Source organism: Nocardioides sp. CPCC 206348, from assembly GCF_048654705.1.
GTDB lineage: Bacteria > Actinomycetota > Actinomycetes > Propionibacteriales > Nocardioidaceae > Nocardioides.
Genome location: NZ_JBMCZA010000191.1, coordinates 48,832 through 59,746, shown reverse-complemented (window position 1 = coordinate 59,746; position 10,915 = coordinate 48,832). Strand labels below are relative to the sequence as shown.

12 protein-coding genes are annotated in these 10,915 nt (G+C 69.2%); 6 read left to right on the top strand and 6 right to left on the bottom strand.

Annotation, left to right across the window (positions count from 1 at the left end; all coding sequences use genetic code 11):
- On the bottom strand, positions 1-133 hold a 133-nt coding region (locus ACOADB_RS16715), incomplete at its 3' end, for a zinc-ribbon domain-containing protein (RefSeq protein ID WP_378600843.1).
- A 94-nt stretch (positions 134-227) separates the two neighbouring features.
- On the opposite strand from ACOADB_RS16715, the gene ACOADB_RS16710 reads away from it, so the two are divergent.
- From ACOADB_RS16710 to clpX, 4 genes are all read left to right on the top strand, one after another.
- The gene (locus ACOADB_RS16710; RefSeq protein WP_378600836.1) at positions 228-698 is read left to right on the top strand and encodes an SRPBCC family protein; all 471 of its coding nucleotides are present in this window, start codon (positions 228-230) and stop codon (positions 696-698) included.
- Positions 699-820: 122 nt separating this feature from the next.
- The gene (locus ACOADB_RS16705) at positions 821-1,426 is read left to right on the top strand and encodes an ATP-dependent Clp protease proteolytic subunit (RefSeq protein WP_182380865.1); all 606 of its coding nucleotides are present in this window, start codon (positions 821-823) and stop codon (positions 1,424-1,426) included.
- Between the two features lie 4 nt (positions 1,427-1,430).
- Complete coding sequence (locus ACOADB_RS16700; protein ID WP_378600834.1) at positions 1,431-2,036, top strand: ATP-dependent Clp protease proteolytic subunit; 606 nt, start codon at positions 1,431-1,433, stop codon at positions 2,034-2,036.
- Between the two features lie 114 nt (positions 2,037-2,150).
- On the top strand, positions 2,151-3,440 hold the full coding sequence (clpX, locus tag ACOADB_RS16695) for an ATP-dependent Clp protease ATP-binding subunit ClpX (protein WP_378600832.1): 1,290 nt from the start codon (positions 2,151-2,153) through the stop codon (positions 3,438-3,440).
- A gap of 21 nt (positions 3,441-3,461) precedes the next feature.
- Here clpX and ACOADB_RS16690 read toward each other — a convergent pair whose 3' ends face one another.
- Both ACOADB_RS16690 and valS read right to left on the bottom strand, forming a co-directional pair.
- On the bottom strand, positions 3,462-3,743 hold the full coding sequence (locus tag ACOADB_RS16690) for a hypothetical protein (protein ID WP_378600830.1): 282 nt from the start codon (positions 3,741-3,743) through the stop codon (positions 3,462-3,464).
- Positions 3,743-6,391 (bottom strand): valine--tRNA ligase, encoded by a 2,649-nt coding sequence (gene valS, locus ACOADB_RS16685; RefSeq protein ID WP_378600828.1) that lies wholly within the window; start codon positions 6,389-6,391, stop codon positions 3,743-3,745. Before valS ends, ACOADB_RS16690 begins: the two co-directional genes overlap by 1 nt.
- Before the next feature lie 60 nt (positions 6,392-6,451).
- On the opposite strand from valS, the gene ACOADB_RS16680 reads away from it, so the two are divergent.
- The gene (locus tag ACOADB_RS16680) at positions 6,452-7,657 is read left to right on the top strand and encodes a SpoIID/LytB domain-containing protein (protein WP_378600826.1); all 1,206 of its coding nucleotides are present in this window, start codon (positions 6,452-6,454) and stop codon (positions 7,655-7,657) included.
- On the opposite strand, the gene ACOADB_RS16675 is transcribed toward ACOADB_RS16680, so the two are convergent.
- Genes ACOADB_RS16675 through ACOADB_RS16665 form a run of 3 tightly spaced genes read right to left on the bottom strand, consistent with a single transcriptional unit; the run spans position 7,605 to position 9,878 of the window.
- Positions 7,605-8,807 carry a benzoate/H(+) symporter BenE family transporter gene (locus tag ACOADB_RS16675; protein ID WP_378600824.1) on the bottom strand — a complete coding sequence of 401 codons (1,203 nt, stop codon included), beginning with the start codon at positions 8,805-8,807 and terminating at the stop codon, positions 7,605-7,607. The two genes, ACOADB_RS16680 and ACOADB_RS16675, sit on opposite strands and share 53 nt — an antisense overlap.
- 49 nt (positions 8,808-8,856) lie before the next feature.
- On the bottom strand, positions 8,857-9,141 hold the full coding sequence (locus ACOADB_RS16670; RefSeq protein WP_378600822.1) for a DUF4873 domain-containing protein: 285 nt from the start codon (positions 9,139-9,141) through the stop codon (positions 8,857-8,859).
- Positions 9,138-9,878, bottom strand: coding sequence for a TetR/AcrR family transcriptional regulator (locus ACOADB_RS16665; protein WP_378600820.1), 741 nt, complete (start codon positions 9,876-9,878; stop codon positions 9,138-9,140). Before ACOADB_RS16665 ends, ACOADB_RS16670 begins: the two co-directional genes overlap by 4 nt.
- A gap of 62 nt (positions 9,879-9,940) precedes the next feature.
- Between ACOADB_RS16665 and ACOADB_RS16660 the strand changes: the two genes are divergently transcribed.
- Positions 9,941-10,822: an AurF N-oxygenase family protein gene (locus ACOADB_RS16660; protein WP_378600818.1), complete on the top strand. Its 882-nt coding sequence runs from the start codon at positions 9,941-9,943 to the stop codon at positions 10,820-10,822.
- Positions 10,823-10,915: the final 93 nt, after the last annotated feature.

Genomic DNA, 10,915 nt, shown 5'->3' with positions numbered 1-10,915 from the left:
GGTGGGCCGCCTGGGTCACGGCTGCGGCGGGTGGGGCGTCCGGCGCCGCCACGTTGGGCGCGCCGCAACTGGTGCAGAACCGGTCATTCGGGGGCAGGTCGACGCCACAATCGCCACAGAACCGGGCAGACAAGGGACCTCCAGGGTGCGGCGGTGGGCGCGACCGACCCGGACGGTCACCGACACAACGTCATGACTTCGCCGGAAGTTATTGCCAAGATGACCCCATGACGACCGGAGAGGCAGCGCGCGAGCTTCGCGCCGAAGCGCTGATCGATGCCCCCGCCGACCAGGTGTGGGCGCTGCTCACCGATCTCAAACAGATGGCGCAGTGGAGCCCGGAGACGATCTCGATGCTGCCGCTCAAGCGGGGCGGGCTGCGCACGGGCCAGTGGTACCTCGGCATCAACCGGCGCAAGGCCGTCGTCTGGCCGACGCGTTCGGTGGTGGCCGACGTGGATCCGGGGCGGCGGCTGGTCTGGGACACGAGGTCCAGTGGGGCGCAATGGGTCTGGGAGCTGGAGGCCGAGGGTGAGACGACCCGTGTGGTCCACCGCCGGCCGGTGCCCTCGGGCAACACGCTGATGGGCAAGGTCTTCGCGTCGGCGTTCCTGGGTGGCGGCGTCGAACACGCCGATGAGCTCGAGGCCGGGATGGCCACCACGGTGGCGGGGCTGAAGGCCGCAGCCGAGCGCTAAATCTGCTGTCGGCGAACAGCGGGTGTTATCGCGTGGATCTGTCCCCCGGGGAGGCTAGTGTCACCGTCGTGACCCAGTTTCCCGGTGGCCCCGAGCGAGGCCCTCAGATGAACGGCCCAGAGATGAATGGAGCCGCGGGGATCAGCTTCCTCGACGACAACATCTACAGCCGTTTGCTCCGCGAGCGGATCGTGTTCCTCGGTTCCGAGGTGCGCGACCAGAACGCCAACGCGATCTGCGCCCAGCTGCTGCTGCTGTCGGCGGAGGATCCCGAAGCGGACATCTTCCTGCACATCAACAGCCCCGGTGGCTCCGTGGACGCCGGCATGGCGATCTACGACACGATGAACTACATCCCCAACGACGTGGCGACGGTCGGCATGGGCCTGGCTGCCTCCATGGGGCAGTTCCTGCTCTGCGCCGGCGCCAAGGGCAAGCGGTACGCGCTGCCCCACGCGCGGATCATGATGCACCAGCCGTCGTCCGGCATGGGTGGTTCGGCCTCCGACATCAAGATCCAGGCGCAGCAGTCGCTGCACATCAAGAAGGTGCTCCTCGACCTCATCGCCGAGCACACCGGGCAGACCGTCGAGCAGGTCACCAACGACGCCGACCGTGACCGCTGGTTCACGGCCGCCGAGGCGCAGGAGTACGGCCTGGTCGACAAGGTGGTCAAGAGCGCCCGGGAAGCCGTCGACGAGGGCCGTCCGGCCCACAAGAAGGACTGAGCTGATGAACTACTACATTCCCCAGTGGGAAGAGCGCACCTCCTACGGGTTCCGCCGCATCGACCCCTACGGCAAGTTGTTCGAGGACCGGATCATCTACCTCGGCTCGCCGATCTCCGATGACGTCGCGAACGCCGTCATCGCCCAGCTGCTGTGCCTGCAGTCGATGAACCCCGACCAGGACATCAGCATCTACATCAACAGCCCCGGTGGCTCGTTCACCGCGCTGACGGCGATCTACGACACGATCCAGTTCATCAAGCCGGACGTGCAGACCGTGTGCATCGGCCAGGCGGCCTCGGCGGCGGCGATCCTGCTCGCCTCGGGCGCCAAGGGCAAGCGCCTGGCGCTGCCCAACAGCCGGATCCTGATCCACCAGCCCTACACCGAGGGCACGTTCGGCCAGACCTCGGACATCGAGATCCAGGCGAACGAGATCCTGCGGATGCGCGAGCTGCTCGAGAAGATGATCAGCGACCACTCCAACCGGTCGCTCGAAGAGGTCAGCCGCGACATCGAGCGCGACAAGATCCTCACCGCCCAGGGCGCGATCGAGTACGGCTTGATCGACTCCATTCTTGAGTCCCTCAAGACCCCCGTACTCGTCTGATTCCCCGCTCGATCTTGAAGGACCCGATGACCTCCTCGACGTACACCCCGTGTCACGCCCCCTCCGGGGCGCGACAGGGAGTACCGTCGGGGAGTTCACATCTGAGGAGGACCCGTGGCACGCATCGGTGACGGTGGCGACCTGCTGAAGTGCTCGTTCTGCGGCAAGAGCCAGAAGCAGGTCAAGAAGCTCATCGCTGGTCCGGGTGTCTACATCTGTGACGAGTGCATCGACCTGTGCAACGAGATCATCGAGGAGGAGCTCGCCGAGGGCTCCGAGGTCGAGCTCGCTGACCTGCCGAAGCCCAAGGAGATCTTCGAGTTCCTGAACTCCTACGTCATCGGGCAGGAACAGGCCAAGAAGTCCCTCGCGGTGGCGGTCTACAACCACTACAAGCGGGTCCAGGCGGGCGTCTCGCCCGGCGTCGGTCCCGGTGGACAGGGCAAGCACAAGGACGAGGTCGTCGAGGTCTCGAAGTCCAACATCCTCGTGATCGGCCCGACCGGTTGCGGCAAGACCTACCTCGCCCAGACGCTCGCCCGGATGCTCAACGTCCCGTTCGCGATCGCGGACGCCACGGCGCTGACCGAGGCCGGCTACGTCGGCGAGGACGTCGAGAACATCCTGCTCAAGCTGATCCAGGCCGCTGACTACGACGTCAAGAAGGCCGAGACCGGCATCATCTACATCGACGAGATCGACAAGGTCGCCCGCAAGGCCGAGAACCCGTCGATCACCCGCGACGTCTCCGGCGAGGGCGTGCAGCAGGCGCTGCTGAAGATCATCGAGGGCACCACCGCCTCGGTTCCGCCGCAGGGCGGCCGCAAGCACCCGCACCAGGAGTTCATCCAGATCGACACGACGAACATCCTGTTCGTCGTGGGCGGTGCCTTCGCCGGTCTCGAGCACATCATCGAGCAGCGCGTCGGCAAGAAGTCGCTCGGCTTCACGGCCGAACCGCGCGGCGAGGCCGAGCGTGCCGCGGACGACCTGCTCAGCAAGGTTCGTCCCGAGGACCTCACCAAGTTCGGCCTGATCCCCGAGTTCATCGGCCGGCTGCCCCTGATCGCGAGCGTCAGCCCGCTCGACCAGGCGGCCCTGGTGCAGATCCTCACCGAGCCCCGCAACGCCCTGACGAAGCAGTACAAGAAGCTCTTCGACCTCGACGGTGTCGAGCTCGAGTTCTCCGACGACGCGATCCAGGGGATCGCCGACAAGGCGCTGGAGCGCGGCACCGGTGCCCGTGGCCTGCGCGCCATCATCGAGGAGGTCCTCCTCCACGTGATGTACGACGTCCCGAGCCGTGGCGACGTGGAGAAGGTCATCATCACGCGCGACGTCGTCGACAACGATGTGGCGCCGACGCTGGTCCTGCGCGAGGCGAAGAAGAAGAAGTCCGCCTGACCTGCTCGACCTGACGGTTGGTCAGCAGTAGTCCGCGACGTACTTCTCGAGGGCCTGCTTGCCGACCGGGTCGGTGACGTTGCTGTCGGCAAGGTCGATCAGGTACCGGCGCGCCTCGAAGGGCAGGTTCTCGGGCGTGCCGTGCTCGATGATCAGGTCGTCGATCCCGCTCTCGCGGAACTGCATTCCCGTCATGTCCTCGCAGAACTGGGCCTGATCAGCGTCCGAGGGCCACTGCGTGGCACGGCAGCCGGTGGCGGCGACGAGCACCACCGCCACCGCGGCGACGAACCGGACCGGCATCACTCAGCCGGTGCCGCAGGCGTCTCTTCGACCTCGGCGATCTCGGCCGTGATCGTGAGGTCGCTGGCGGACTCGTCGACCGTGAAGACCAGGTCGCCGATGATCTTGCCGGCCGCGACCAGGTCGCGGCGAGCGAGCTCGGCGGCGCGGACGGCCTTCTCGGGGCCGGAGACCTCGACGCGGGCCAGCGGCGTCTTCATGGTGACCTTGGCCTGCGACTTGGCGCCACGGATGCCGCCCAGTGCAGCGGCGACCGAGTCGATGATCGATCCGTCGGACGCGGCGGGGGAGCCGAGCTCGTTGACGGTCGGCCACGGCGCGCGGTGCACCGAACCCTCCTGCCACCACGACCACACCTCTTCGGTGACGTAGGGCAGGAACGGTGCGAGCAACCGGAGCTGGACCTGGAGCGCGAACGCGAGGGTCGCCCGGGCCGAGTCGGAGGCGTCGCCGGCCTCGGCGTAGGCGCGTTCCTTCACGAGCTCGAGGTAATTGTCGCAGAACTCCCAGAAGAACTTCTCGCTGACCTCGAGGGCCGTCGTGTAGTCGTAGGCCTCGAACGCTTCGGTGGCCTTGCGGACCACGCCGCCGAGGCGACCGAGCAGCGCGGTGTCGACCGGCTCGCTGACGCGCGCGGCACTGAACTCGGTGGCACCGACGCTGCCGAGCACGAACTTCGAGGCGTTGAGGACCTTCATCGCCAGGCGGCGACCGACCTTCATCTGGGTCTCGTCGAAGGGCGAGTCCAGGCCGGGGCGGGCGATCGCCGCGCGCCAGCGGACGGCATCGGCGCCGTACTTCTGGAGGATCTCGTCGGGCACGACGACGTTGCCCTTGGACTTCGACATCTTCTTGCGGTCCGGGTCGACGATGAAGCCGGAGATCATGGCGTGGGTCCAGGGCGCCGCGCCGTTCTCGAGCTGCGCGCGGACGACGCGCGAGAACAACCAGGTGCGGATGATGTCGTGCGCATGGGTGCACAGGTCCATCGGGAAGACGCGCGACCACAGGTCCGGGTCGGTCTCCCAGCCACCGGCGATGTGTGGCGTCAGCGACGACGTCGCCCAGGTGTCCATCACGTCGGGGTCGCCGATGAAGCCGCCGGGCTTGCCGCGCTGCTCCTCGGTGTAGCCGGTGGGGACCTGCGTGGACGGGTCGATCGGCAGCTCGGCCTCGGTGGGCAGCAACAGGCGGGCGTAGTCGGGCTCGCCCTCGCCGTCGAGCGGGTACCAGACGGGGAACGGGATGCCGAAGAAGCGCTGGCGCGAGATCAGCCAGTCGCCGTTGAGGCCGCCGACCCAGTTGTCGAAGCGGTGCTTCATGTGCGGCGGCAGCCACTGGATCTCGGCGCCGCGGGCCAGCATCTGGTCGCGGACGTCGGCGTCGCGGCCACCGTTGCGGAGGTACCACTGGCGGGTCGAGACGATCTCGAGGGGCTTGTCGCCCTTCTCGTAGAAGTTCGCCATCCGCTGCGTCGGCTTCGGGTCCCCGTCGAGGTCACCGGTCTCGCGGAGCTTCGCGACCACGGCCTCGCGGGCCGAGTGGACCGTCTTGCCCATCAGGTCGGCGTACGCCGTCGAGGCCTGCTCGCTCGAGAGCCACTCGGGCGTCTCCCGGGTGAAGCGACCGTCGCGGCCGATCACGGTGCGGACGGGCAGCTGCAGCTCCCGCCACCAGGTGACGTCGGTGAGGTCACCGAACGTGCAGCACATCGCGATGCCGGCGCCCTTGTCCTTCTCGGCGCCCGCGTGGGCCAGGACGGGGATCTCGACGCCGAAGACCGGCGAGGTGACCGTCGTACCGAAGAGGTCCTGGTAGCGCTCGTCGTCGGGGTGGGCGATGAGGGCGACGACGGAGGGGATCAGCTCGGGGCGGGTGGTCTCGATGTGCACCGGGGTGCCATCAGGCTTGTGGAAGGCGACGCGGTGGTAGGCGCCGGCGTAGTCGCGGGCCTCGAGCTCGGCCTGCGCGACCGCGGTCTGGAAGGTGACGTCCCACAGGGTCGGCGCCTCCTGGAGGTACGCCTCGCCGCGACCCAGGTTGCGCAGGAACGCACGCTGGCTGACGGTCTGCGCCTTGGCGCCGATCGTCGTGTAGGTGATGTTCCAGTCGACGCTCAGTCCGAGGGTGCGCCACAGCGTCTCGAAGACCTTCTCGTCCTGCTCGACCAGCTGCTCGCACAGGGCGATGAAGTTCGGGCGGCTGATCGGGATCTGGCGCTTGGGGTCCGGCTTCTCCGGCGGGGTGAAGTCCGCGTCGTAGGGCAGCGAGGGGTCGCAACGGACGCCGAAGTAGTTCTGCACCCGGCGCTCGGTGGGCAGGCCGTTGTCGTCCCAGCCCATCGGGTAGAAGACGGACTTGCCCTGCATCCGCTGGAAACGGGCGATCAGGTCGGTGTGGGTGTACGAGAAGACGTGGCCCACGTGCAGGCTGCCGCTGACGGTCGGCGGCGGCGTGTCGATGGCGTAGACGTTCTCCCGCGGCTGGGTCCGGTCGAAGGCGAAGGTGTCATCGGCCTTCCACTGGTCGGACCACTTCTGCTCGAGTCCTTCCAGCGCCGGGCGGTCCGGTACGACGATCGCCGCGGACTCCCCGTCGGGGGCCGGGGCGGTCGGGGCCGGTGCGTCAGTGCTGTGGAGCTCGGTCATGGTCACGAATCCTAGTTCGGACCGGCCCCGCGGCTGGAACCGGCGGGCTACCCTCGACCGATGCGCACGATTCGGCTCCGCCTGCTCGCCGCCGCGGCGACCCTGCTGACAGGGCTGGCGGCCGTGCTCACGAGTGCGGTCGTCGTACCCCCGGCGCAGGCGGCGGGCCCCACGTCGGTGAGCCTGGTCGGGAGCGGCTGGGGGCACGGACGAGGCATGTCGCAGTACGGCGCACAGAACGCCGCCCGCAACCATGCCCGGACCGCGACGCAGATCCTGGACTTCTACTACCCGGGCACAGTGTCGGCGCCGGCCGCGGGGCCGATGGTGGTGCTGATCACAGCCGACACCAGCAGCAACGTGGTCATCGAGCATCGCTCCGGCCTGATGGTGCGCAGCGTGAAGACCGGCGCGACGTGGAGCCTGGCCCGCGCGGGCGCCAAGCAGTGGCAGATCACTCCGGTCTCGGGCAACACCGTCAGTCGCGTCTCGGTCCTGACGGACCGGTGGCGGGTGGTGCGCGACATCCCGGGCGAGGCGGAGTTCGGCGCGGGCACCTCCCCGCTGAAGCTGATCCTGCCCAGCGGCTCGGCCGTCTACCGGGGCCGGCTGCGCTCGATCATCGCCGGTACGAGCCGTGACACCGCCAACGTGGTCGACCTGGAGGACTACCTCAAGGGTGTGGTCCCGGTCGAGATCCCCGCCCTGTGGCATCCGCAGGCGGTGCAGGCGCAGTCGGTGGCTGCGCGGACCTACGCCGTGTTCGCACGCACCAATCCGCACCCGCCGGGATACCACCTGTGCGACACGTCGGCCTGCCAGGTCTACCGCGGTGTCGGGGCCGAGCACTCGGCGAGCACGGCGGCCATCGCGGCCACGAAGTCCCAGATCCGGGCGTACGGCGGCAAGCCCGCGTTCACGCAGTTCTCCTCGAGCAACGGTGGCTGGACCGTCCAGGGCTCGCCTGCCTACCTGCCGGCGAAGGCCGATCCGTACGACGTGTGGTCGGGCAATCCCAACGCACAGTGGAAGGTCACGCTCACCGATCTCGCGATCGAGAAGGCCTACCCCGCCACCGGTGACTTCCTGGAGCTGTCCGTCCTCAAGCGCGACGGCAAGGGAAGCTGGGGCGGTCGGGTCACCGAGATCCGGATCCGGGGAGCCAAGGGGTCCGCGACGGTCACCGGTGATGCCTTCCGGGCTGCGCTGCGGCTCAAGTCGACGATGTTCGCGTGCTCGCCGGTCGGGTCGACCTGCCGGAACTGATGCCCGTCCGGGAGAGGAACGCCCGGATCAGCAGGCCCACCACCAGCGCCCAGAACGCCGCGCCGATGCCGAGCACGGTGACCCCCGAGGCTGCGACGACCAGGGTGGCCGCGGCCGACTCCCGCTCGGCGGGGTCGGCGAGTGCCTCGGCCAGCGCCGCGCCCAGGGTGCCGAGCAGTGCCAGTCCGGCTGCGGCCTGCATGAGGCCGTCCTCCGCGGCCACCACCATGGCTGCCAGCGCGCTGCTGGCGACGGCCAGCACCAGGTAGGTCACCGATGCACTGACCGCGGCGATCCAGCGCCGGCTGCGGTCGGGACCAGCGTCCGGGCCGGCGGCCAGCGCGGCGCTGATCGCCGCGAGGTTGATGGCGTGTCCGCCCGTCGGGGCTCCGACGATGGTGCCGATTCCGGTCACGGTGAGCGACTCGCGCCACGGAACGGTGTAGCCGAAGCCGCTCATCACGGCGACGCCCGGCACGTTCTGCGAGGCCATCGTGACGACGTACAGGGGAAGGGCGACGCCGATCAGCGCGGACCAGGACCACGACGGCGTGGTCCAGGCGACGGTGGGGGCCAGGGCCCCGGCCCCGATGTGGGCGGTGGCGAGGACGGTGCCGAGCGCCACGGCGAGCGCTCCGGGCACGGCCCAGCGCGGGGCGAGGCGCAACAGCACCAGCCAGGTCAGGATCACCGGCGCGATCACCCACGGCGCATCCACGAGGGCGGTCACCGGTGCCAGGCACAGCGGGAGCAGGACGCCGGCGAGCATGGCCCGGGCGAGACTGTGGGGGATCGCGGCCACCAGGTCGCCGATGCGAGGGATCAGGGCGGTCAGCACGATGAGGACACCGGTGGCGACGAAGGCACCGACGACCGCCGGCCAACCGCCCGTCACGCCGGCCGTCGAGGCGAGCAGCGCGGCGCCCGGTGTCGACCAGGCCAGCGTCACCGGGATCCGGTGGCGCAGGGACAGCCACAGCATCCCGAGTGACTGGGTCACGCACAGCGTGAGGAGGCCGGACGCGGCCTGGTCGGGTGTCGCGCCGACCGCGGTGAGACCCGCGAACACGACCACGAACGAGCTGCTGAAGCCGACGACCGCGGTCACGACACCAGCCATCACCGGTCCGTGCGTCGTCTGGGCTGCCACGGCCCGAGACTAGTGACTGGTGGCCAGCGACGGTGGCAGGAGACGGGGGCTAGAAGGGCGGGGTGCCCATGCCCGTGATCCGGAACCGTCCCCACGGGTCGCGATCCGACACCCGGCCGTCGGCCTCGCCATGGTCGGTGCGCAGCCGCACGTGGCTGCCGCTGCGGAGCGTGGCGAGCTCAGGAGCGTCGGCGATCCGGCCGTACCAGTGGAAGTGCCCGTCCAGCGGCTGGAAGGCACCGCGGAGGGTCACGGTGACGGCCTGTTCGGCGTCGTCGAGCACGACAGTGGCCGGGCCGTCGTACGACGCCTGCGGCTCGTGCAGGACGCTCATGCCTGCTCCTTGCGGATCGGTCGCACGTTCGGCTGGACCTCGGGTGGAGGGTCGAGGGCGGTGAGCTGGACGCCGTACTCCTCGGCAGCGCCGGACAGCGCGTGCCAGATGAAGTCGCTGAGGTACGTCGTCGCGGTCGCGCGGGACATGGTGCGCCGCTCCAGCCACCATTGGCCGACCGAGTTGCCCATGCCGACGATGGCGTGCGCCCAGGGCTCGGCCGCACCGGCGTCGCCGCCGAGGTGGCGCAGCGCGTCGCCGAGCAGCCGGGAGAGCTTGGCCGCGATGACCGTCTTGCCGTCCGCGACCGGGTCGGCGCCGGCTGCATGGTGGCGGATGAGCAGGAGGAAGGCGGCGGGGTGTTCGGCCAGGGTGTCGAGGTAGGCCGTCACGCCGGCGGTGACCCGGTCCCGGGCCGTCGCGGGGGCGAGGACGGCCGTGATCACCCGGTCCAGGACCAGCTCGGCGCCCCAGGTGCCGACGGCGGCGTACAGCTCGTCCTTGTCGGCGAAGTAGCGGTAGATGACCGGTTTGCTGACGCCTGCTTCGGCGGCGATGTCGGTCACGGAAGCCTCCGGACCGAGGGCATCGATCGCCCGGATCGCGGCCTGGACGAACTCGGCACGCCGATCGACCCGGTGCTTCTCCCAGCGGGTCGTGCGCCCATCACCCTTGGCGTTTCCCTTGGCGTTTCCCTTGGAGCTTCCCTGGACACTGCCCTTGACGTTGCCGGCCATGAGGAGAACAGTACAGGTAGACGTTACCGACGGTAATACCTAGTTTCGGAGGATCTGGCCCCATGACGATCGTGGATCCCCTCGCTGACCGGTTGCTGCGCTCGACCGCCAAGCAGTCCTACGACCCCGAGGTCGACCTCGACTGGGACGCGCCGCCGGTCCCCGGCCTGTGGTGGATGCAGCCCGAGCGCATGTCGCTCTACGGCACGAAGCTGTGGGACCGGTTGAGCGAGGAGGAGCGGATCACCCTTTCGCGCCACGAGGTCGCGAGCATCGCCAGTGTCGGCATCTGGTTCGAGGTCGTCCTGATGCAGCTGCTGCTGCGTGACGTCTACACCGCCGATCCGCGGGACCCGAGGACGCAGTTCGCCCTCACCGAGGTGGGTGACGAGACGCGCCACACCGTCATGTTCGGACGTGCGATCGGGTCCATGGGCATGCCCGCCTACGGTCCGCGGCCCAGGGTGAGGCAGTTCGCGAAGCTGGGGCCGCTGGCCCTGCGCGGGGCAAGTGCCTATGCCTCGATCCTGATCGGTGAGGAGCCGGTCGACCGGTGGCAGCGCGACTCGATGCGCGACGAGCGGATCCAGCCGCTGACCAGGATGGTGTCGCGGATCCACGTGACCGAGGAGGCCCGCCACGTGACCTTCGCCCGCGACGAGCTGGTGAAGGCGGTGCGTGGTCTGGGTCGGGCCGAGCGGCAGTGGCACCAATGGCTGACTGCCCAGGTTGCCTTCATCACCATGCGGTCCCTGGTGCACCCCGACGTCTACGCGTCCGTCGGGATCGACCCGCGTGAGGGCCGTCGGGCGGCGCTGGGCAACGAGAACTACCGCGAGACCATCGCGTGGATGGGCGAGAAGGTCATGCCGTTCCTCGAGGAGCAGGGGATGGTCGGCAAGGCCCACCGCAAGACGTGGCGCGCATCGATGCTGATGCGCTGACCCGCACTCACGAGAGGGCTGCGCGAGCGGCGATCACGGCCTCGTAGATCGTCTGGGCGAGGGCGGAGCCCTCACGCCGGACATCGGTGGCCC

Coding starts and splice junctions, on each gene's coding strand:
- ACOADB_RS16705 (WP_182380865.1), top strand. CDS start 821: ATGAATGGAGCCGCGGGGATCAGCTTCCTCGACGACAACATCTACAGC.
- ACOADB_RS16700 (WP_378600834.1), top strand. CDS start 1,431: ATGAACTACTACATTCCCCAGTGGGAAGAGCGCACCTCCTACGGGTTC.
- ACOADB_RS16710 (WP_378600836.1), top strand. CDS start 228: ATGACGACCGGAGAGGCAGCGCGCGAGCTTCGCGCCGAAGCGCTGATC.
- ACOADB_RS16690 (WP_378600830.1), bottom strand. CDS start 3,743: ATGCCGGTCCGGTTCGTCGCCGCGGTGGCGGTGGTGCTCGTCGCCGCC.
- ACOADB_RS16670 (WP_378600822.1), bottom strand. CDS start 9,141: ATGAGCGTCCTGCACGAGCCGCAGGCGTCGTACGACGGCCCGGCCACT.
- ACOADB_RS16660 (WP_378600818.1), top strand. CDS start 9,941: ATGACGATCGTGGATCCCCTCGCTGACCGGTTGCTGCGCTCGACCGCC.
- ACOADB_RS16680 (WP_378600826.1), top strand. CDS start 6,452: ATGCGCACGATTCGGCTCCGCCTGCTCGCCGCCGCGGCGACCCTGCTG.
- valS (WP_378600828.1), bottom strand. CDS start 6,391: ATGACCGAGCTCCACAGCACTGACGCACCGGCCCCGACCGCCCCGGCC.
- ACOADB_RS16665 (WP_378600820.1), bottom strand. CDS start 9,878: ATGGCCGGCAACGTCAAGGGCAGTGTCCAGGGAAGCTCCAAGGGAAAC.